The sequence below is a fragment of the Runella sp. genome, from assembly GCF_965279615.1.
GTDB lineage: Bacteria > Bacteroidota > Bacteroidia > Cytophagales > Spirosomataceae > Runella.
This window is the reverse complement of record NZ_OZ257252.1, coordinates 1008829-1030642: the sequence shown is the minus strand read 5'-3', so window position 1 is coordinate 1030642 and position 21814 is coordinate 1008829. Positions and strand designations below refer to the sequence as shown.

21 protein-coding genes and 1 tRNA gene are annotated in these 21814 nt (G+C 40.6%); 9 read left to right on the top strand and 13 right to left on the bottom strand.

What is annotated here, in order from left to right:
- Nucleotides 1-76 precede the first annotated feature (76 nt).
- The 4 genes from ACQY73_RS04700 to ACQY73_RS04685 all read right to left on the bottom strand — a co-directional run bounded on the left by ACQY73_RS04700 (nt 77) and on the right by ACQY73_RS04685 (nt 3912).
- Nucleotides 77-1006, bottom strand: coding sequence for a CPBP family intramembrane glutamic endopeptidase (locus tag ACQY73_RS04700; RefSeq protein WP_428662147.1), 930 nt, complete (start codon nt 1004-1006; stop codon nt 77-79).
- A gap of 1 nt (nt 1007) precedes the next feature.
- Nucleotides 1008-1826 carry an N-acetylmuramic acid 6-phosphate etherase gene (gene murQ, locus ACQY73_RS04695; RefSeq protein WP_428662145.1) on the bottom strand — a complete coding sequence of 273 codons (819 nt, stop codon included), beginning with the start codon at nt 1824-1826 and terminating at the stop codon, nt 1008-1010.
- 46 nt (nt 1827-1872) lie between these two features.
- On the bottom strand, nt 1873-2532 hold the full coding sequence (locus ACQY73_RS04690; RefSeq protein WP_428662142.1) for a phosphatidylserine decarboxylase family protein: 660 nt from the start codon (nt 2530-2532) through the stop codon (nt 1873-1875).
- Between the two features lie 105 nt (nt 2533-2637).
- On the bottom strand, nt 2638-3912 hold the full coding sequence (locus tag ACQY73_RS04685; RefSeq protein WP_428668420.1) for a Glu/Leu/Phe/Val family dehydrogenase: 1275 nt from the start codon (nt 3910-3912) through the stop codon (nt 2638-2640).
- Nucleotides 3913-4297: 385 nt separating this feature from the next.
- On the opposite strand from ACQY73_RS04685, the gene ACQY73_RS04680 reads away from it, so the two are divergent.
- Nucleotides 4298-4681 (top strand): TraR/DksA family transcriptional regulator, encoded by a 384-nt coding sequence (locus tag ACQY73_RS04680; RefSeq protein ID WP_428662140.1) that lies wholly within the window; start codon nt 4298-4300, stop codon nt 4679-4681.
- Between the two features lie 104 nt (nt 4682-4785).
- Here the strand turns inward: ACQY73_RS04680 and ACQY73_RS04675 are convergent, their stop codons facing one another.
- Both ACQY73_RS04675 and ACQY73_RS04670 read right to left on the bottom strand, forming a co-directional pair.
- The gene (locus ACQY73_RS04675; RefSeq protein WP_428662137.1) at nt 4786-5685 is read right to left on the bottom strand and encodes an SDR family oxidoreductase; all 900 of its coding nucleotides are present in this window, start codon (nt 5683-5685) and stop codon (nt 4786-4788) included.
- Between the two features lie 29 nt (nt 5686-5714).
- Entirely contained in the window at nt 5715-6524 is an 810-nt protein-coding gene (locus tag ACQY73_RS04670) for a crotonase/enoyl-CoA hydratase family protein (protein WP_428662135.1), read from the bottom strand.
- A 194-nt stretch (nt 6525-6718) separates the two neighbouring features.
- On the opposite strand from ACQY73_RS04670, the gene ACQY73_RS04665 reads away from it, so the two are divergent.
- From ACQY73_RS04665 to ACQY73_RS04640, 6 genes are all read left to right on the top strand, one after another.
- Nucleotides 6719-7837: a trans-sulfuration enzyme family protein gene (locus ACQY73_RS04665; RefSeq protein WP_428662132.1), complete on the top strand. Its 1119-nt coding sequence runs from the start codon at nt 6719-6721 to the stop codon at nt 7835-7837.
- A 154-nt stretch (nt 7838-7991) separates the two neighbouring features.
- A tRNA-Ser gene (locus ACQY73_RS04660) sits at nt 7992-8076 on the top strand.
- A 233-nt stretch (nt 8077-8309) separates the two neighbouring features.
- On the top strand, nt 8310-9167 hold the full coding sequence (locus tag ACQY73_RS04655; RefSeq protein WP_428662130.1) for a DNA adenine methylase: 858 nt from the start codon (nt 8310-8312) through the stop codon (nt 9165-9167).
- Nucleotides 9157-10353, top strand: a complete 1197-nt coding sequence (locus tag ACQY73_RS04650; RefSeq protein ID WP_428662127.1) for a metallophosphoesterase family protein — start codon at nt 9157-9159, stop codon at nt 10351-10353. The genes ACQY73_RS04655 and ACQY73_RS04650 overlap by 11 nt, the downstream gene beginning before the upstream one ends.
- Nucleotides 10340-12157, top strand: coding sequence for a hypothetical protein (locus tag ACQY73_RS04645; protein ID WP_428662124.1), 1818 nt, complete (start codon nt 10340-10342; stop codon nt 12155-12157). Before ACQY73_RS04650 ends, ACQY73_RS04645 begins: the two co-directional genes overlap by 14 nt.
- Nucleotides 12158-12165: 8 nt before the next feature.
- Nucleotides 12166-13074: a hypothetical protein gene (locus tag ACQY73_RS04640; RefSeq protein ID WP_428662122.1), complete on the top strand. Its 909-nt coding sequence runs from the start codon at nt 12166-12168 to the stop codon at nt 13072-13074.
- 140 nt (nt 13075-13214) lie between these two features.
- Here the strand turns inward: ACQY73_RS04640 and ACQY73_RS04635 are convergent, their stop codons facing one another.
- The 5 genes from ACQY73_RS04635 to ACQY73_RS04615 form a co-directional block, all read right to left on the bottom strand.
- Nucleotides 13215-14147 carry a toprim domain-containing protein gene (locus ACQY73_RS04635; protein ID WP_428662119.1) on the bottom strand — a complete coding sequence of 311 codons (933 nt, stop codon included), beginning with the start codon at nt 14145-14147 and terminating at the stop codon, nt 13215-13217.
- Between the two features lie 323 nt (nt 14148-14470).
- On the bottom strand, nt 14471-15586 hold the full coding sequence (locus ACQY73_RS04630) for an AAA family ATPase (RefSeq protein WP_428662116.1): 1116 nt from the start codon (nt 15584-15586) through the stop codon (nt 14471-14473).
- 128 nt (nt 15587-15714) lie between these two features.
- Nucleotides 15715-15909 carry a hypothetical protein gene (locus ACQY73_RS04625; protein WP_428662114.1) on the bottom strand — a complete coding sequence of 65 codons (195 nt, stop codon included), beginning with the start codon at nt 15907-15909 and terminating at the stop codon, nt 15715-15717.
- A gap of 67 nt (nt 15910-15976) precedes the next feature.
- The gene (locus ACQY73_RS04620) at nt 15977-17230 is read right to left on the bottom strand and encodes a phage integrase SAM-like domain-containing protein (RefSeq protein WP_428662111.1); all 1254 of its coding nucleotides are present in this window, start codon (nt 17228-17230) and stop codon (nt 15977-15979) included.
- Nucleotides 17231-17289: 59 nt separating this feature from the next.
- The gene (locus ACQY73_RS04615) at nt 17290-17517 is read right to left on the bottom strand and encodes a hypothetical protein (protein ID WP_428662108.1); all 228 of its coding nucleotides are present in this window, start codon (nt 17515-17517) and stop codon (nt 17290-17292) included.
- A gap of 122 nt (nt 17518-17639) precedes the next feature.
- On the opposite strand from ACQY73_RS04615, the gene ACQY73_RS04610 reads away from it, so the two are divergent.
- Both ACQY73_RS04610 and ACQY73_RS04605 read left to right on the top strand, forming a co-directional pair.
- On the top strand, nt 17640-18521 hold the full coding sequence (locus ACQY73_RS04610; RefSeq protein ID WP_428662105.1) for a helix-turn-helix domain-containing protein: 882 nt from the start codon (nt 17640-17642) through the stop codon (nt 18519-18521).
- Nucleotides 18522-18775: 254 nt separating this feature from the next.
- A complete protein-coding gene (locus ACQY73_RS04605; protein ID WP_428662103.1) occupies nt 18776-18970 on the top strand; it encodes a hypothetical protein in 195 nt (64 codons plus the stop codon).
- Between the two features lie 622 nt (nt 18971-19592).
- On the opposite strand, the gene ACQY73_RS04600 is transcribed toward ACQY73_RS04605, so the two are convergent.
- Both ACQY73_RS04600 and ACQY73_RS04595 read right to left on the bottom strand, forming a co-directional pair.
- The gene (locus tag ACQY73_RS04600; protein WP_428662101.1) at nt 19593-20210 is read right to left on the bottom strand and encodes a hypothetical protein; all 618 of its coding nucleotides are present in this window, start codon (nt 20208-20210) and stop codon (nt 19593-19595) included.
- Nucleotides 20211-20635: 425 nt separating this feature from the next.
- The gene (locus tag ACQY73_RS04595) at nt 20636-21442 is read right to left on the bottom strand and encodes a DNA cytosine methyltransferase (RefSeq protein ID WP_428662098.1); all 807 of its coding nucleotides are present in this window, start codon (nt 21440-21442) and stop codon (nt 20636-20638) included.
- Between the last annotated feature and the right edge of the window lie 372 nt (nt 21443-21814).

The following is a 21814-nucleotide window of genomic DNA, read 5'->3' as shown; positions in this document are numbered from 1 at the left end:
TCTCCATTGGGGGGGGCAATGAAGGAAGACGAATTTCAAACAGTATAAAGCTGCTCTGAAACCAATGCTTCCAAGCCTAAATCTTCTGTAACCAAGCGGCCAGATCCATCAGCCACGCCACTCCTACATGCACAACAATGCCACCCCAAACGCTGCGTGATTGCAAGGCAATAACCCCTAAAATGTACCCGCCGAAAATAGAACCAATGGTCTCGCCAAGTGGTTTGCCGAAGTGCAATGAAGCATAACAGACAACCATCGGAAGGATGGTTCCTCTGCCCAATAGGTGCGCCATACCAATGACCATAAAACCTCTGAACATCAATTCGGTAGCTACAAAATCAAAGCCGTAAAAGAGTTCGTAAAGCAAGGTAGTTACCCAACGTGATACGCCGAAATATTCATCTGCGTTGGAATCAAAATAGGAGGGATAAGAGCGTAGAAAGTCGGGTTGGAAAGAAGCCCACGCGATCAGTGGAATCATGAATGAAACCAGCAAAAAATAAGGCTTTAAATTGGTCCATTTGGGTTGAAGTCCGTAAAAATGATGGCGTTGGTTATCAATAAAGTAATAGAATAACCCAAACGGAAGAAAGACGGTCAGCGCCGATGAGAGATTGGTGAGACAGCGATATGTATAGCTGTATATTTCTCCGTTAAACAATGTACGGCTCCATTGGCTATAGCTGTACAAACCGCCGTCTATCGCCAGAACCACCAAAATAAATAAGCTGTAGAGCCAGAAGCGCGGGTTTTTGATGCGCTGCCACTCTTTGGTAAAACCCAGCCAAATGAATAAGCCGCTATAATAGGCAAAGCAGTAAAGAAAAAAATACCCAACGATACGCAGCGGATTGCCGTAGTAGCTGTCAATAATGCCTTTTTCGAGATTGACCGAGTAGTTGAACGTAATAAAAAGAGCTAAAAACAGGGCAATTGTTACGTAGAGATCCCAACGGAAGTCTTCCCGAAGCTGTTTGCGAAGCGCTTCCCAAATCTGTTTCATGTTAGGCTTTTCTTCCTGCCTCTACGGCATTACGTACGCTTCCGTGGACGTCGAGCAGAGCTTGCGCTTCTTCATTGGTCAGGTAAGGAAGTTCTTCTTTGACCATTCTGATGGCGCGTTGCACCAATTTATAGTTGGTCATTTGCATGTCGACCATCTTGTTGCCTTTCACTCTTCCCAACTGAATCATGACCGATGTTGAGATCATGTTAAGCGCCAATTTTTGGGCGGTTCCTGATTTCATGCGGGTACTACCCGTTACAAATTCAGGCCCTACGACAATTTCTACGGGATATTCAGCAGCAGCGGCTACGGCAGAACCGGTATTGCAAACGATACATCCCGTCAAAATACCTGCTTCACGGGCTTTTTCTAACCCCCCAATGACATAAGGCGTACGACCCGAAGCGGCAATGCCTATCAGCGAATCCACCTCATCTATTTCATATTCTTTTAAGTCGAGCCAAGCTTGGTCGGGGTCGTCCTCGGCGTTTTCAACGGCTCGTCGGATAGCTTTGTCGCCACCTGCCATCAGCCCAATGACCAAGTCAAAAGGTACGCCGTACGTAGGAGGGCATTCAGAAGCATCCACCACGCCCAATCGTCCGCTGGTTCCGGCGCCGATGTAAAAAAGACGTCCTCCCTGCTTCATTCTAACCACGATCTGTTCTACCAATGCCTCGATCTGCGGAATGGCTTTTTCGACGGCATGTGGTACGGTTTTGTCTTCGTTGTTGATATTGATAAGCAATTCCCGCACGCTCATTTGGTCAAGGTGATCATAACGGGAAGTAGATTCAGTCGTAGATATAGATAGCATAGCTTGGTTAAATAATGCGTACAATGATAAAACAGGGCTGTCAAACTTATTTTAATTCGGCCAATACGGTAATTCCGCCCGTTGTCTTATCTTCTAAATTAACAAGTATTTTTGCGTCTAAAGGCAAATAGACATCGACTCTTGATCCAAATTTTATAAAGCCCATTTCGGAGCCTTGCGCTACCTGTTGCCCTTCTTTTACGTACCATACAATGCGTTTTGCCAAGGCACCCGCTATTTGCCTGAATAATACTTCTACACCGTTTGGCGCTTGCAGGACGGTGGTGGTGCGTTCGTTTTCGGTACTTGATTTCGGGTGCCAAGCTACTAAATATTTTCCCGGATGGTACTTGAAATATTTCACGACTCCGGCAATCGGATTCCAGTTAATATGTACATTAATGGGCGACATAAAGATCGAAACCTGACGACGAGGCCCTTTAAAGTATTCAGTTTCAATTACTTCTTCAATAACCACCACTTTGCCGTCACAAGGAGCAATGACATGTTTTGAATTGACCGGGATGAGGCGGGTAGGTTTACGAAAAAATTGAAGGATAATAAAGAAAAAGATGATAGAAGCCACCAACCAAGTGGTAGCAAACCATTCGGGCCCACCCCAAACGTAACGGATCAATCCGTTGGTTATTAATACAAAAAGTGCCGCTAATCCAATGCTTACAGAGCCTTCTTTATGAATAGTCATATTTCTGTTGGGTAGAATAAAAAATGCGAGGGATAGGTTTTTAGCCTTTCACCTCGCAAAAATAACAATCTTCTCACTACTCGCTACTCACACCGCATTACTTTATTAGTAACCGCCCCGGAATTTGTACGTACTGGCTACTTTGTCAATGGCCACAATGTAGGCCGCCAAACGCATATTCACTTTATATTTCTGAGAAGTAGCATACACATTTTCAAAAGCATCTTTCATGATACGGTCCGAACGGCGGTTGATGCGTTCGAGATTCCACTTGTAACCGATCCGGTTTTGTACCCACTCAAAGTAAGAAACCGTTACTCCGCCGGCATTGGCCAGAATGTCGGGCACTACCATAATGCCTTTATTATTGATGATAGAATCTGCACTGGCTGATGTTGGCCCGTTAGCACCTTCCACGATCATTTTTGCCTGAATGCCCGAAGCATTTTCGTGCGTAATTACATCTTCTTTAGCGGCAGGAACGAGCACATCGACTGCGAGTGAAAGCAATTCTTCGTTAGAGATCTTTTCGGCACCGTTGTACCCGTCCAACACTCCTCCGTTGGCATTGCGGTATTGCATGGCTGCTTCGATATCAATTCCGCCCGAGTTGTAATACCCGCCCGAAACATCACTGATGGCCTGTACACTTACGCCGCGTTCATGCAGGAGGGCGGCGGCATACATTCCTACGTTGCCAAAACCCTGTACTGCGGCCGTAGCGCGATACGGATTGATGCGCATTTTTTCCATGGCAGCTAAGGCCGATACCGTTACCCCTCGGCCCGTAGCTTCAGTGCGACCAAGCGAACCGCCCAATACCAGCGGCTTACCCGTCACAACGCCCGGCACGGTCATTCCTTTGGCTTTGGAATATTCATCCATCAACCAAGCCATTTCGCGGGGGCCGGTACCCATATCGGGAGCGGGAATATCTTCGTCGGGACCAAAAACGTTGAGCATGGCGGTGGTATACGCCCGCATCAATCGCTCGATCTCACCCGCCGACATTTCGCGCGGATTACAGGCAATTCCTCCTTTTGCTCCTCCGTAAGGAATATCAACAACGGCGCATTTCCACGTCATCCAAGCGGCTAAGGCCCGGATCTCGTCAATATTTACCCCCATGTCGAATCGAATTCCTCCTTTTGAAGGCCCCAGAATGGTGGAATGTATAACACGATAGCCTTCAAATACCTTGATCTGTCCGTTATCCATCGTGACAGGTAATCCTACCACTACTTGCTTTCGAGGCATTTTAAGGATATGGTACATTTCGTCGCTTATACCCAATAATTCGGCAGCTTTGTCAAAGCGCGACATCATAGACTCCAGTGGATTCTCCTTGTCTTTGATAGGAGCCGGCTCAATGTAAGTCATCATTTGTTTTAAATTCTGATTGTTTGGAATATTCGTTTGTTGGAAAAAATCAACTTCCATTGGCTGCTTGGAAGGGCGATTTTTCGGCTGCAAACTTAACAGGATTAAAACGAAAAAGGCAGAAAGATAGTTTTGTCTTGGTATTGTACAATTTTATATAGAAGAAGGTTGTACTAACTATCTCACTGTGTGAAGAATAGTGTAGGGAGAAGCCGGGTTTTTTCCAAATAAAACTTGGCATTTGGCAGGATTCATAGAATCAAAAAAAAATATCTTTTTATTAAACGGTTGGGATAAATGATTTGAAGGAAAAGAATAAAGCGTATTTTTGCGCCTTAATCAACTTCCGCCGCTAAGTTTTTTTACCCCAAACGAGAACTTTTATATGACAGTACAGGAAGAAAAGAAACGTTACTCAGAAGAAGAACTGAAAGAGTTCGAAGGTATCATCAACGAAAAACTGGATGCAAACCGCAAAGAATTGGCGTACATCAAAGACACATTGAGCCGTAAAAATGACAGTGGAACCGACAATACCGGGGCAGCTACCAAATTGATGGAAGATGTGGACACGAGCGAACGTGAACAGATGAGCCAATCAGCGGCGCGTCTGCAAAAATTCATTACCCAACTTGAAAATGCTTTGGTACGCATTAAGAACGGCACCTACGGCATTTGCATTGACACAGGCAAGTTGATCCCAAAAGATCGTTTGCGCGCTGTACCGCATACACAGCAGACGATTGAAGCTAAACTGCGTCGCAAATAGGTATAGGTATACTTCTACCTAAAAGGCGGCAAAATCACGTTTCCTGTTTCTCAAGAGCAGGAGAGTGGTTTTGTCGCCTTTTTAGTTGAAGCTTTTACGCGTGTTTATTCTTTTTTGCCTTCCTGTTTGCTGGCGCGATTGGCATTTTTGATCTGTGCTTCCAGTACGTCCCACATTTCAGGCGTGACTTCATTAAGAAAATTGAACTGTCCGCCGTTCAATACTTCGCCGCCGTCAAGGGTAATTACCTCGCCCGTCATATACGCTGAAAAGTCAGACATCAGGTAAGCCGCCAAATTGGCCAGTTCCTGGTGTTCGCCCGTGCGGTGCAACGGAATGCGGTTTTCAAACGCAAATTTTTCGGCCAAGTCCTTCGGAAATAAACGATCCCATGCGCCTTTGGTAGGGAAGGGGCCGGGGGCGATGGCGTTGAGACGGATGCCGTATTTACCCCACTCGTACGCCAGCGATTTGGTCATCGCTAAGGCGCCCGCTTTGGCCATTGCTGAAGGAACGACCCAACCCGACCCCGTCCAGGCGTAGGTAGTGGAAATATTGAGAATAGTGCCTTTGATTTGATTGTCGATCCAGTACTTGCCGATGGCGAGCGTAAAATAATACGTACCGCGCAGCACAATGTCAACGACCGTATCAATGGCCTTGTACGAAAGTCGTTCGGTTGGGCTGATAAAATTACCTGCCGAATTGTTGACCAAACCGTGCACAGCGCCAAACCGGACAATGGCGGCTTCAATGACGGCTTCGATTTGTTCGGGTTTACGCACATCGCATTCGGCGGGCAATACCTGTCCGCCCGTTGCTTCGCTTAATTCTTTCGCAGTAGCTTCTAAAACAGGCAAACGACGGCTGCATATTACAACGTTTGCACCTAATTCGAGAAAATACTTCGCCATGGATTTTCCAAGGCCGGTGCCTCCGCCCGTTACAATAATGGTTTTGCCCGAAAGAGATCCTTCACGGAGCATGGGTTGAGAAAAGTTCATTGAGTGATTTTGGAAAAGTGGTTAGAGGTTTATTGTTTAAAGATGGCGTCACGCTTTTGCATTTTTGCCTGAAATGCTTCCATCAAATCGTCGGAGAGAAGCATAGCGGCGTTCCAGGTCGCCATATAGTCAAGGCCATCGGCGACAGAATGATCGCGGCTATGATTCAGAATTGCTTTGGTTCCTCGGATCGAAAGCGGGGATTTAGACGCAATTGCCTGTGCTGTTTTCAGTACTTCGGACAACATGATTTCGGCATCCGCAAAACTGCGATTGGCAAGGCCGATTCTTTCGGCTTCTTTGCCCGATACATTTCGTCCCGTATAGGCCATTTCGCGGGCAATACCCGCAGGAATGATCTTGGGGAGACGCTGTAACGTACCCAGATCGGCGACCATGCCCATGTCAATTTCTTTGATGGTAAAAAAGGCCTCATCCGTGCTATAGCGCATATCGCAGGCACTGATAATGTCAATGCCGCCGCCGATGCATCCGCCATGAATGGCCGCGATGACGGGCTTACTGCATTGTTCGATGGCGTTGATGGGGGCTTGCAGATCCAGTACTTTCTTTCGAAGTTTTTCGCGTTTTCGTCCTTCGCATTTTTGGGCAAATTGCGCAACACTCATCAACAGTTCCAAGTCGATTCCCGCACAGAAATGCTTGCCGTTACCTCTTAGAATGATGACCCTGACTTCGTCGTTTTCGTCGAGTTCCTCAAAAATGACTTTCATTTCATCCCATGCCTTTTGATTGAGCGCATTGGCCCGTTCGGGACGGTTGAATACCACTTGCGCAATGTATTGGTTTATCGTTACTTCAAACGTTTCAAAGCTCATGATTGTAGGAAAAAGATAGAGGTTAAACTTTGAGGGATGTGTATACTAAAAGAAAGTATTCTGCTTGCATACTATATCGCAAACCTACACAACTAATTTTTCTTTCAAAAAGATTTGGCGTAAAATTGTGCAAGACCTGAAAACTACGGAAAACGGATACACGTAAAACGGTTAAACGAATAATTTCCAAACCGATGAATTTTGAAACCCTTGCCATACAGAGCACTCAATTTCACGATGCCAACGCGAGTGCAGTTGTGCCGCCCATCTATCTTTCAACAACCTTTGAGCGCGAGCCCGACAGCAGCATGCCGCACGGTCATATTTATACTCGGGCAAGTAATCCTAACCGCAATGCGTTGGAAAGTGCGTATGCCGCGCTGGAAGGAGGGCAAGTGGGAATGGCGTTTGCGTCGGGGCAAGCCGCTACGACGACTGTATTTCAATGCCTGCTTCCGGGTGATCACGTCATTATTCCCGACGACGCGTATTATGGAACGCCTGCGCTGTTGCAGGATGTGATGAGTTTGTGGGGGCTTCAATTTTCCAAAGTAGATATGAGTGATTTGGCGGCTGTAGAAAATGCATTTCAGTCCAACACTAAATTGGTTTGGATGGAGACTCCTTCCAATCCCTTATTGAAGATCACTGACATTAAAGCCATTGCTGACCTTGCTCGTGCCAAAGGTGCTTATTCTGCCTGTGACAATACATGGGCAACTCCCGTGCTTCAACGTCCCCTTGATTTGGGTTGTGATGTAGTGATGCATTCGGCAACAAAATATTTTGGCGGCCACAGCGACTTACTGAGCGGAGCGTTGATTTTCAAAGAAAACGGCCCATTAGCTGAAAAAGCACGGCAAATACAGGCCTTAGGCGGAGCGGTACCTTCTCCTTTTGATTGTTGGTTGATTTTGCGGGGAATTAAAACATTGGCTGTACGTGTGCGTCAGCAATCGGCAAATGCAGCCAAGCTTGCCGAATATTTGAGCACACACCCTAAACTGGAAGCCGTGCATTATCCGTTTTTAGAAAGTCATCCGGGCTATAACGTGGCTAAGCAACAAATGATAGCAGGTGGAGCAATGTTGTCGATTCGGGTAAAAGGCGGGGCTGAAGAAACCTTGACGGTAAAAAGTAAAGTAAAATTGTTTATTCGGGCCACAAGTCTGGGAGGCGTCGAGAGCTTGATCGAACACCGAGCTACTGCCGAGGGTATTCATTCGGTTAGCCCGAAGAATTTACTGCGTATTTCAGTTGGATTAGAGCATGCTGACGACTTGATTGCGGATTTGGCGCAAGCGTTATCGTAAAAATAAGTCTTTGAAAATCAAAACATTGCTGATTTTATGGCATTTAGAAGAAGGTTTTTTAGCTCATTTTGTGATATTTTTTGATATAAACACTTGACAAGACTCAAAAAACAGCTACCTTTGCAGTCCCAAAACAATGGTTCTGGGAAATTTTAGAGAGATGGCAGAGTGGTCGAATGCGGCGGTCTTGAAAACCGTTGACTGTTACAGGTCCGGGGGTTCGAATCCCTCTCTCTCTGCAAGTGGCTGTAAATCAACGATTTACAGCCTTTTTTTTGCCCATTTCAGTAATTTCTACGAAAATATATCTTTAAAGTCTAGTTTTAAATTAATACACTTGCCACACATAATTTTAAGTTTCTAATCTTTAAACTGTATTTTATATATATTATGAAATATAATTAGAGATTTATAAAATCAAGGTTGCGGGGTTCAGTCAGATATTAACATTAAGCTATTTTATTAACAAACAATGATAGAACCTTATCCTAATAAAAATTTAACCCCATTTTTGCGTTGGACTGGCTCAAAGAGGTGGTTTACAAAGGATTATCTTAAAAACTTCCTGCCCGAGAAATTCAATAATTTTCATGAACCATTTTTAGGAGCGGGAGCAGTTTTTTTTTATTTAAAGAGCCAAAACAAGGACTTACATAGACAGTTTTATCTTTCAGATACTAACTCCGATTTAATAAATTGCTATTCTCAATTGAAAGGAGACGCAAATGCTGTAATAAAATTCCTGAGCCAGTATAAGAATACTGAAAAAGATTACTATGCTATTCGAGCATCAAATCCTGAGGGTTTAAGTGAGCAAGCAGCTCGCTTTATTTATTTAAATCGAACATCTTTTAACGGTATATATAGAGTAAATAGTAATGGTGTATATAATGTACCTTATGGTAAACGCCATAATGTAGATATAGTTACAGAAAGGCTTCTTCAAGAAATACAATTATTATTAAATGGTAGTACTTTATCTAATCGCAGCTTTGAGAAATCAATAGATGATATTAAAGAAGGAGATTTAGTTTTTATCGATCCACCATATACTACTGCTCATGAAAATAATGGATTTATTGAATACAATCAAATACTATTTTCATGGGAAGATCAATTAAAACTAAAAGAATATATCGTTAAAATAATTGAAAAAAAAGCTTTCTTTATTTTAACAAATGCTAGCCATCATTCGCTGCTAGACCTTTACAACAATTTAGCTAATATTCAAAAGATAAGTAGACTAAGTAAGGTTGGTGGTAGAAATAAGACCAGAGGAATTTATAATGAACTTGTAATCTACAATACAAACGAGAATTATGGCCAGTAAAACCTTAAAAGTTGCGATAATTAGCGATCTGCATTGCCATCCAGAAAAAGAAGCGTTAAAAGATAATAATACTTATTTATTTAGTGCTAAGCTTAGATCGCCAGCTAACGAGCATCCAGTTGAAGACCTTCTTGGCATTATAAGCAGAGATAATATTGAAGTAGATTTAGTTTTAAGTCCCGGTGATATAACTGATCAGTGTGATATCCAAGGTTTTTTTTCAGGTTGGTCTTACGTAATTGAAATTTCTAGAGCTTTAAAATCAATGGATACAATTGCAACGGTAGGAAATCATGATGTAGACTCAAGGCTTAAACACTCTCAATATAGTTTAGATATACCAAAAAAAATTAGCCAAAATTTCCCATTGTCAGTAGCAGAGGTTGGTACTTTTTGGGATAAAGGATTTACATTTATCGAAAAAGAAGACTACCAAATACTTGTATTTAATTCTACACATTTCCATACACACTCGACTAAAGAACCAACAGAGAATCCTTCTGTTAAAGGGAAAGTAGATTCATTGCAAATTGAAGCTATAGAGAAGTACTTGTCCTGTAATAATGACGATTCAAAGATAAAAATTTTTCTTTGTCATCATCACATAATAAAACACTCTCGCCTTGGAATGGGTGAATACGATTTTATAGAAAATGGAGAAGATTTATTGAGAATAATTGGAAAGTACAAATTTGATTTAGTAATACATGGACATAAACATGATCCTTGGTTGCGTTATGTCTACACAAGTAGTGGCAGTTATCAAATTCCAATATTGTCTTCAGGGAGCTTTAGTGCAACAAATCAAATTCTTTGGGCTTCAATATTTAACTACTTTCATGTGATTGAAATAGAAAAACAAGAATCAGGTAATTGTTTTGGGAAAATATTGACATATACTTTCAAAAATAAATCTGGCTGGCGAAAAGATAGGGAAGATGGTTTTTTGCCTTATACAGGTTTTGGCTACCAAGGCAATATTAATGATATTGTTAAAAAAGTTGAAAGTATAATTCGTGGAAAACAAGTAGTTGCTTGGGAAAAGGTTTTAGAGGCTGTACCGGAAATTAATTTTTTAACTCCAGATCAAATGGAGGAATTGGAAAAACAACTTTCTGAAAGAAAAATAAATGTGAATTCAAAAATAGGTTTAAGACCAAAGCATATTTATTATGAAGGAGATTGATATTTTTTACAATACATACAATGCTCGCCACCTAAATCCAAGAGAAGTTGCAGAGACTTTTATTTGGTCAGACAGTTTTGGGAAATTAATTCAAAATAACCATTCAGTAATATTGGGTGCAAGAGGATGCGGAAAGACCACGTTAATGAAAATGTTGACTTTGCCTGCTTTACATTCTTGGCGTGGCCCTAAGTCAGAGAATATTTTAAATAATATAGAGTTTTACTCAATTTACATTTCAACCGATATTTATTGGAATGTAAAAAACCAAACCTATAGCTCTCAACTTGAAAAATTTGGCGAATTTTCAAAAGTTATATCTGAATTTTCGGTAAATAGTAATGTATTTAAAGCCCTATGTGATACATTTAAAAACGTCATTAATCTAGAGCTTAATGATTTGGATGAAGAGAAAGAATTTGAACTGTCTAAAATACTTATTGAGGCTTGGAAATTGAAATCTGCAATTCCAAAATTGGATTATATAATTGATGCTATAAACTTACGAATTGATAATGTAAATCAAATAATACAAGGATTGATTTTTAATTTTAGATCAGAAGGTGATTTGCCAAAAGATGATTATTTTAGCTTAACTTTTGAATCTTCTATTGAATATATAATCCCAATATTCGAAAGGATATATGGTATTAAAGGGAAAAAAAAATGGGCTTTATGTTTTGATGAACTAGAGTTTGCCCCTGATTGGCTTCAACAAAAGCTATTTGTTTCTCTTAGAAGTAGAACGCAATTTTTATTGTATAAATTGAGCGCAAGCCCAATACTTTCAAATGAATTAGAAAAGTTGCTTACAAAAGATTATGGCCCTACAGCAGGTAATGATTTTCAAATTATAAAGATGTGGGGATCACAACAAACTGAAACATTTTCTCTTGAACTAATTGAGTCTATATTAAAGAAAAAGTACCCAAATTGCTCCGCTAGTGAGTTTTTTGGATCAAACAATATTTACAACAAAAGCCCAAATAGTTATGATTTAAACAGCGATTTTTATAATCAAGAATTGGCTCTGCTTAAGAAGGATGATTCTTTTAGAGAATTTCTAATTGAATATAAAATTGATCCTGAGTTACCTGTTCCGATATCTGATGCGCAAAAAGATACAATCTTTCGAAAAATAAAACCAATTGTTTATTTTAGAAATTTTTATATCAGACACAATAAGAGAACTGAACAAGGGTTTAATCATGACTTAAGAAGTAGAAAAACTGGAGATTTGTATTTCGGAATTGAAGTATTAAAAAAAGTTTGTGATGGTAATCCTAGATGGTTAATTAGTTTGATAACATCTATTTTATCTAGAGCAAATGACTCAGGTGCGGATAAAAGAGTGCAATATGATGAACTACTTTTAACTTCAAGGAGATTTTGTAACGTAATCGAAAATATCCCAATTGGGCATAATAGCGCATTAAACTTCAAGCAAGTGTTAGAAAAGATTGGAGATTACTTTAATAATCAGATTCTCGGTCCATTTTTTAGTATGGACCCAAAAGGAACATTTGTAGTTGATTTAGATAAATCTCCTTTATCAAATAATATAATTGAAATTTTAGAAAAAGGTGTATCTCAAGGAGCGTTTGTATTGCTTGATTCCAAAGACGAAGTTTTTGACTTTCAGATAAGGGGAAAACGCTTTAAACTGTCATATCTTTTATGTGTTTTACATAAACTTCCACTTCGAAAATACCCTTCTGATAATTTGTCTGATATCTTGTTGTTAAAAAAAGAAGGTAGAAATACTGGACGGCATAGTAATCAATTAACAATATTTAATAAATAACTAATATTATGAAAATTGAATATGGTGTACAGATTGACCCAGACCAAATACATTCGCAAGATATTGATATTTTTATATTTGCAGGAAATCATGAAAAACGTGTATATACTTCTTATGATTTTGTGATAAAAAATAACTATATAAGGCATTCTATTATGTTTTGTTACAGTATTTTTAAATGCAGAAAGCAATATAAAAATGTTGAGATGAGTATAATTTCAGAGTATACTGACATTTTTCTGGTTTTAGATAAGTATTTCGACAGTTTCCTTAAATCAGATGCGAGAATTTTTGTAGATTACTCTTGCATGACTAAATCTTGGTATTATTCTATTATCCTTTATTTGTCTAATAAACAGTGTAATATTGAAAGAATGACTGTTTATTTTAGTTACACCCCATCGAAATTTTCAACTCCACAACCACCAAAGTATAATTCTGAAATAGCACCTTTACCGGGTAAATATGTAGTTCCAACTGATAAGCCTAAAGCATTGATAGTTTGCTTAGGATATGAACAAAATAAAGCTGAAGGAATAATTCACCATCTTGATCCTAAGATATATTACATATTTTATACTAAACCTGCATTAGATGAAAAATTTGTAAGTGTGTTAGAGCATAATAATGATTATATCTTAAACAACTCACCTAATGTTACAACTTTTAAATTTGATGACTTGCTCTTTTTAGAAAGAGAATTAACTTCTCTTTATTTTTCTCTTCGTGACGATTATAGTATAGTAATAGCACCTCTAGGTCCTAAACCATTTGCATTTGTTTCAATGCTGCTTTCTGTTAAATATCCTGATATTGATATTTGGAGAGTTGGGTCTGGATCAGATATTAACATATATTCTAGAGAGCCAATAAATAATTCATGTTTTATTATAAGTGAGATGGTATGGACTAGGTAAGACGTTATATTTAATTATAATTTAGATAAATTAAATTATTTAACCTTTTATGTTGATTGAATAAATCTTCGATGATTGGAATACTAACCAATAAAACAACTAATGCATTTTGATTTATAATTTTACTTAAGGCTACCTTTTTAACTTTTCCCCATTAGAAATTTATTGAAATCTTTAAATCCGTCATAGACTGTTGAAAAATCACTGATATTTAATCCATCTCGTTCTTCCAAAATCCTTAAGCATTCCACCCCTGCTTTATCACGATCAAGAAAACAATTGACCTTCTCAAACTGACTAAGGAACTCTACGGCCCTCTTTCGGTTACTCGTTGAATTAAGCACCACCGTTGAAATACGGGGCGTTTCCAGTCCAAACCAAACCAACGCCGACAGAAAGTCAAAAAAGCCCTCAAAAACGGCTACTGTGCCACGATTGCCTATATCTAAGGTAGTAATATCCTGCGGCCCTGTATTTCCTTTGTGATAGCGGTTACGTATAGCAAAGCCGTTGGAATCATTACGAAACCCTACGCTGAAGTATTCTTTATCATCCACCCGTGTAACCACTTCGTGAAGATACTTTTTGCCTAAGGAATAGGGAATCCCACGTTGTTTAAGATAATTGATAAGTGCAGGATGCTGAACGGGGAAGGTAATATCGGTTTGTGTTGATGGTGATGCAGATTCGGTTTTGGCCGCTGAAAGAAAAAGAGACTCTGAACGCTGCCATGCCTTTCCTTTGAAATCCAACAGCCTCGACACAGCCATCGGGAAGTTTAAGCCCTCCAGCAGCTGTACCAATCGGATCACATCGCCTTTGTAATCATCATGGGCAAAATCGGTAAATCTGTTCTTGGCCGTATTGACAAAAAAGGAGGCTTCGTGTTCATGCCTTAGGGGAGAAAGGTAGGCAAACTCTTTGCCGGTGGCTCTGAGGGGTTCAAAGCCCTGCGAGGCCAGATAGTCAACGATGGGAACGGCCTGTGCCTGTTGAATCAGAGAAGTGCTTATCATGGATTGTAAGGAAGAAGAGCCAACCGAAGAAAATTCGGTTTGGCTGTTTTGGCCCATCCCTACATTTTATCCCTACAAACACAAACGCGTATCTCTTTATATAAGGGTTTTTGTTTGTATGTATGGATGTTTGTATGGATAAAGGGTTTTTTGTTGCCAAATAATATTTTGAATTGCAGGTATTTTGAGAAGCAAATGCCAAATATTCTGTAAAATGGATAGCAGCAGGAGCATTTCTAAGGCTTACTCTTTTTCTTTCAGCGGCTAAATCCAATTTTGCAATTATCCATACATACAAACATTTACTGATATATATATGTATGTTTGTATGGATATATGGGGCGTGTTTGTATGTTTGGATTGTCGGAATAATCCATTTTTCAGAAAAGCTTGTCGTTCTGCATCAACAGTCCGTCCAGTTGAGCAAAGGGTTCGACCGTCTGGTTTTTGCCGCTTCCGGTCAAACGAATGAAAAAAGCCTTTTCCAACTCCCTGACCATCCGATTGGCGTAGGTTTCGCGGGCAGTGGGTAATTTCTCTTTGTGGGGGTCATAGTGATCTTCAATTCGCTTCCTGAATTCCGCCCTTGGCAGGACGGTCTCGGCACCCATGCAGGTATCGTAGAGCTGTTTGAGTTCACTTCCTTTGGATTTATCCTTTTGCTCCTGAAGCGCCAGTTGTGATGTCTGGGCATCGACCGATACCATTCTGCCTTGGGTTTTGTCATAGCGGAACACCACGGGCGTAAAATCTTCGGCATCCCTGAGGTACTTCGGCTCAATGAAGTGCAAATCCTTTTCCCGGTCCTTCTTGATGGAGATAGCCCCGCCACATTTGCGTTCGGCCTCGCTGCCGATGTGACCGCGCATTTTGCCGTTTTGGGGGTTCTCATGAATCAACAGGATAATGGCCGCGTTGTTCTCGCTGGCCTTCTGCATCAGAAAGCCGATGAGTTCATTGCCCGTTTCCTCGTTGTTGGCACTGGTGACAAAATCGGTGATGCCGTCAATGACCCATAAACAGGCATCCTTAAAGGAATCAAGGGCATGAATCAGGTTTTCGTACTTGAGCTTTTGGGGAAACACCCGCCAGTTCATCACCTTGAGGCGGTCGGTGTTCTGCCGTTCGATTCCTGCCATTTTCAGCACGATCTTGAGACGTTTTCGGGTATGGGCCGGGTGTTGCTCGGTGTCAATGTAGATGATGGGTCGTTCGCCCTGGTAATTGGAAATAATGCCTAAGGAATCTAAGTCACGGGGTTTGTCTTTCATGAGGGCCGTAGCCAGAATAAAGCCCGTGACGCTGGATTTTCCCGCTTTGGGAGCCCCTGAGATAAAGGAAATGTCCCCCAGACTGGCGAAGGTGGAACCGTTCACCGTCACGAAGGGGACAGGGTCCTGAATATCAGACATATCGGTAATGAAGGAACTATTGAATCTTTCGAGAAAAGACTCTTTTTCTGACGAACCCTTTTTTTTATTGTCAGCAGAGTACATATCTTTACAAAGCGGTTAAATGTGGGGAATCCTGCCTGTACACCGTGTTTGGAAGGCAGCGGAAAACAGGAAGGATTCGGGAAGGTTAGGTAGAGGGGCGGTAAGGCAATACCGCCTTTTTTTATGCATTAATTAGAGCAGGGGAATTGCCATCGAAGCCGCTTGTTTTCTTCCTCCAGTTCTTTGATCTTAAGTTCGCGTTGGTGGAGAAGGTAGTCTTTGCAACCCACCAGAGAGAGCAGCGTTTTGGTCATCGAATCATAGTTGGCGATCTGAGTTTGTAACTCTTCGATGAGTTGGCTTTTGAGGTCTGACTTGTTCATAGGATTTAATATTTTTAATAGAATAGAATAATACATAAAGCCCGTAAGCACTTGCCTACGGGCTTTTTTACTGCTTAAATTGGTACTCGGCGGCGATACTTTCCTCGGTAATACGCGCGTATCGCTTGATGAATTTGGTGCTTTTATGCCCCAAAATGGCGGCAATGGTCACTTCCCGCATCCGCAGTATGTTCAATGCGTAATTGGTGAATGTTTTACGTCCTATTTTGGTGGTGAGGTGTTTGGGGATTTGACAGAAAGCCGCGATTTCCTTGAGCAGTTTGTTGCGTTTGGTGTTGGCTTTCACGGGAAGTTTATCAATGCCTCCATACTTCTCAATGATGGCAAGTGCAATGGGATGAACCGGCAGGGTATAGGGCGTTTTGGTTTTATTGCGATTGTCACGAAGCCATTTTCGGCCGTCCTCTTGGTGAACAAACAATTCAAACCCGCGTTCGTGAAAATCGGTGTGATGTTGCGCGGTGAAACAGGTAATAATGAAACAATCCGCTTCATCGCGGAGGCTTTGAGCGGTCAGGGGATGAATAGGTAAAGCGGTAAAATCAAAATTGGCAATGAGGTTTACTTCATGCATGGTAAGGTGGGTAGTATCGTAATTATCATCATCGGATAATTTGAATCCCTTTAACGGATTTTGCTTAATGAAGCCGGTGTTATCTGCCATGAGAAAGACGCTTTTAAGAAGTTGGACATTGTTGTTGGCATAGTCATTGGTAAAGCCTTTGGTGTCGATTAACCAATCAAGGTAATTTTCAGCCCATTCGTAGTTTATCTGATCAACGTACAGGTGCCTGATTCGTAGGAAAGCCATGTATTTGTCAAGGTTGCTTTTGTAGCGCCAATAGCTTTCTTTGGTGCGATCACTGACGGGCTTCCGTTTTTGAGCCGCTTTTTTATCATAGAAGCGGGTAAAACAGTCCCGGAATGTCGGACGTGTTTCTTTGGCCGTTTCCTGCGTTGTTTGGGCCTTATTATGGCCGTGTACGTTCAAAAAAGCAGCTTTTACAGCTTTTGCGGTGATGGCTTTTCCTTCAAGTTTTAAACGTAATTCCGCTTTTTTGATCTCCAGCTTTATAAATGCCAGTCGTTCATTAAGCAGGGCTGATTCGGGGGAATCATCCATCATCTTTTGCAGCTTTTGTGCCCAATAGTTGGTTTTTATTTTGCGTTCAACAACGAACTCGGTAGCGTAGCTGCCATTGATGCCGATTTTACATTGTAATGACGTTTCGGGGCGTTTGGGATTTCTGAGATTGAAGCGGATAGAAAGTAGCTCCACCCGTTGTTTTTCCTCTTGCATCTGAGTGAGAATGTTTTGATTCATGCTTTTTCAAAGGCTGAAATTTGACAGCATTGCTATCAAATTAAATCGTTAATAGAAGTTGGAAAGAAACGAGAGAAGAACTTGATAAGGTTATTCGCCTCATCAAGCATTGGGCGTTTTTCGCCATTTGCTAACTGGGCGAAACGTACGCGATTAATACCGGTATTTTCGTAGAATTTACGAGAAGGCTTAAACACCAATGTGGTTTCAGCTTCATAACGGTCAATTAGACCTTGAACGGGTGAATTATTTATTGTTTGCATTACATTATGGTTTTATTTACCACAAATAATGGTATTATAAACCATAAATACAAGTAATATTTACCATATCTTTTATTCTTGCCTACTCTATCTTTGCGGGAACGGCATTTTAAGTCTTTGTAATGATGGACAGGATTACAGAAAATATAAAGAAGCTAAGAGAAGAAAAAGGGATTTCTAAAGCTAAAATGAGTGAAATTCTAGAGTTAGACCCATCAAATTATAATCGTTATGAAAGGCTTGGCCGAGATTGGACAATCAGTCAGGTTCAAAAGATTGCAGCTGCACTAAGTATCTCAATTGTTGAACTACTTACAGGAGAAAGCCAACCTATAAAGGTATTAAACAATAATACTGAGTTTGAAGCAAAGATGAATGACCTCCTAAAGAGGCTAAAGGACAAAGAAGAACTGATTGATCTGAAGGATAAACAATTTGAATCAATAGAAAGCCAGTTTCAAAAATACGTTTACCAACAGGTTGCAGAAACAGCCTATGAAAAAGGGTATAGTCGGATACGATTTTTTGAGCGTAAAACAGGAAAAACAATACGGAATGTAACGTGGCAGGATAATCCTGAAGATATTCGCAACTATACTATTAAAGAACTCATCTATACCGATGTGAGTTGGCATATTAATACTATTTTGAAGGAGCAACCCAAAGGAGGCTTAAAGAAGGAGTGGGAAATAAGTTATGATATAAACATTATACCGGAGCATAAACAGGCAGCCGTAAACTGCTATTTTTCCCGTATGATTGGCGGAGGCTTTCCAGACGAGATAGTACTGATCATGGAATCAGGAGTTATTACAGATAAAATGCTTTCAGTCGCTTATAAAAAGGCGAAACTGTTCGAAGAAGAGGGCTTTGAGGAAGATGAATGGGTAAACGAGGACTTAGAACTTATAAAGATACCCGTTGATGATATAGTGCCTGTATGGAAAGGGGATAAAGTACGCTTTGTGAAAAAAGCTGAGAAAAAGACCAAAGGAGAGGAGTAAGGTTTTGTAAAGACATTTGTAAAGTACTTGTGTTACATTCTTCTTGATTATCGCTTCATTTGGGAATCCTGCTGATATACGTGATTGGAATTTCTGTGTACTTCCTTAATTTCTTCCCAATAGCTTTGTAATTTATTCTGTATTGCCGTTTTTAAGTTGCTTTTTTTGTGTATCAATGTTAATATTGTGTTAAATATTTATCATTTAAGAGTGGTTTAACCTATTAAATTTTAACCATTTAACCCTTTATCATTATGCCAATCAGCTCAAATGTTCTAAACATGGAGGTTAATGCAAAATTTCTCTATCGGAATGCCTTCTATTCTCCCGGCTATGCCGAACACAAGATGGCTCGCATTCGAAAAAAGTTAGGATTGCCTAAAATCAGTGTAAAAACCTTCTGTGAATTCTATAAAATAGACCCGGAGCTATTTGCCAATGCCAAGTAGAAAAACTTACATATGTAAAGTATATTCAATTACACTTGTTTTACAAAAAACAAACGAAGTAATGCAGCGGGATTGGGTTGTTGAAAAGCCTTAACAGGATGAAAAAAGTACTTCGCAATGCATGTATATACAAAATGTCATTACAAATGTCTTTACATAGCTTTTAAACACGGATATATACTTCTATTTTAACAAAAAGGCAGGATTCCTCGAGGAATCCTGCCTTTTTGCAGGAATCGGATTCCTAAGAATCCTTGGAATCCTAAAATAGGAATCCGATTCCTGCTCTGGTATACCCCGCCTGAAAGACGTGTATATACATTTTGTAAAGACGAATATGAATACACCGGATAGAACTTTAGGCTTACGGTCATAACCATTACCAATCCTAATGGCCGGCTAAGCGTACATGAATCAGTTGTGTATTTACAGAATGTCTTTACATAGCTTTTAAGTACGGATAGATACTTCTATTTTAACAAAAAGGCAGGATTCCTCAAGGAATCCTGCCTTTTTGCAGGAATCGGATTCCTAAGAATCCTTGGAATCCTGAATAGGAATCCGATTCCTAACCTACTATACCCCTGATGAAAGACGTGTATACACATTTTGTAAAGACAAATCAGGAGGTAAGGGAAGTACTGCGCCACCAAGAGCGCGACCGATCACTTTGATCTGCCTGTTTCTTTGACTTAGACCACCAACGCCACACCATATACGCTATTCCCGCACCCAGAAATGTAAGCAACAATAACCAATAACGTTTTACCCCAACAGTAACCTCTTTCCACGTGAACGGTTCCGACTTTTCCTCTGCGGGTATAGGTATTGGTTGAGCCTGTAAAACGATTGGTATGATCTCCGATGTTAAGGATTCCCGGTCTTCTGTCTCAAGCACATTGATGGTGGTATTTTTGGCCAAGATGTTTACCAGATCTGCACGTTGAGAGATGCGTTTGTCGTCGATGATTTGCCCCTTATGAGCCGAAAAAAGATTAGTCAGATAGATATCATCTTCGTAGGCCTGTAATTGTCGCTTTAACTGCTTGAGAGAGGCTTCCAGCTGCGTTATACGTTCTTCTCTTTGCGTCCATTTATCGGCCTGTTCCAGCAATGATTCATACTCCCAGATAGCTTTGCGGATGAACTCGCTTTCATTCAGTTGAAGGCTGTGGGAAGTGTCTTTTAAGCGGTCTTTGGTTGAATCATCGACACGCAGGTTAATAAGGTGCTTTTTCATAAGATTTAACAGGGCTGTTAATAGGTGATAAGTAATAAGCTTAAATTAATTGTTTTGAGAGGTTACGAGTGATTCAGGATTATAGAGTTTTTTAACCATCATAATTGTGAACCTGACCTCGGTATAATTTGGACCTTCTTTTATGATATTTAATCCCATTGTAAATAAGTGAGTTAAGGGTTTAAAAACGGCAAGTTATTATTTGTTTCGATACGTCATTCTTACTTAGCGCCAAAAGCTGAAATTCTCTCTTTTGGGGAAGTACCTATTCTACATTACACCTATGTTTCGCTTTTAGCATTGATCTTGAAATTGTGATCGAATGGCATTTATAAAGCACAGTGCTTTCACATTGTGACTATACCAGGAGTAATACAGGCAGCATAGTCACAAACTGTCGTTTTGTTGAACTAAACGGCTTTCGGTCATTCACAGTTTGTGAATTGGCGCCGATCAGAAAGCCCAGGCGATTCACGTTTCAGACTGATTCGCTTTCTGCAAGCGTCAGTAGCTGTCTTCTTCCAACCCGATAGTGTCCTGCCACAACCACAAACACAAGTACGGCTATTTTGGAACGTTTGAGGATTGGGGTTTGTAAATGCGTCCTTAATGGCTTTAGCTATTGCCTTCGATACGTGAAGATTTACAGCATTGCCGACTGCTTTGTAGGCTCCGGCTTGAGTGAGGTCCGGTAAATCGAATTCCCACGTAATGCCCTGCAATCGGCAAAAGTCTTCCCATGTGCGCCGGTCCTTTTTAGTGCCCTCCGTAGCCATCACACAGGGTTGTGAGCGTTCAGGCTTAGGTTGTCGTTGCACATCAATGACCAATCCCTCTTTTGTCCCAAACTGAAAATAGCGGTTTCGGTTTTGAATGCTTCCCACTTCATTGGCATTGAGAAAAAAACGTTGTACCTGATAGCCTTCAATTTCAATCATCGGTACTCCCGGCACGTTTTCGAACAGGAAGAATTTAGGGTGTGCCTCTTTGACGACTCGTGCAAATTCCGCCATCATTTCAAGTCCGTTACCTGTGGGTAATGTTCTGCGGGCATTGGAAAAGTCCTGACAGGGCGAGCCGCCGATAACACCGTCAAATTTCCCGCTTAATGCTGAAAATTCGCGAATGTCCTGTCCAAGAATTATATCCCCTGAAGAAACAACACAAAAGCCGTTTTCTCTGAATCCTCGCCCCAGCAAATCTATTCCGCTAAAAGTTGAAAGTACCAGCATTGTGAAAGAGTCATTTTGAATGCCCTCAGCTGATTCACAAATTGTGACAAAGCTGCGGTTGTTGAGAATCGATTTGTCACAAAGTTACGTTTCCGATTGTGACTTGTCAAGCATGAATTATATGCACCTGTTCACAATCATGCTACTACTCTTTGTGATCTTGCGTATATAGTCTACAGTTAAGTCATACACCTTTAAATCCATAGCTGAAGTACTGCGAATTTAGGCTTTCCGGTATCACAGTGACTTAAAAGTATCTATCCATACATTGAGTACATTGAATCGTAGCAAATAAAATTGAATTTAAGCTTTTCATTTTGAAGAAAATGACGACAAATCCGACGACTTTCTGCGAAATGTCTGTGTAATACA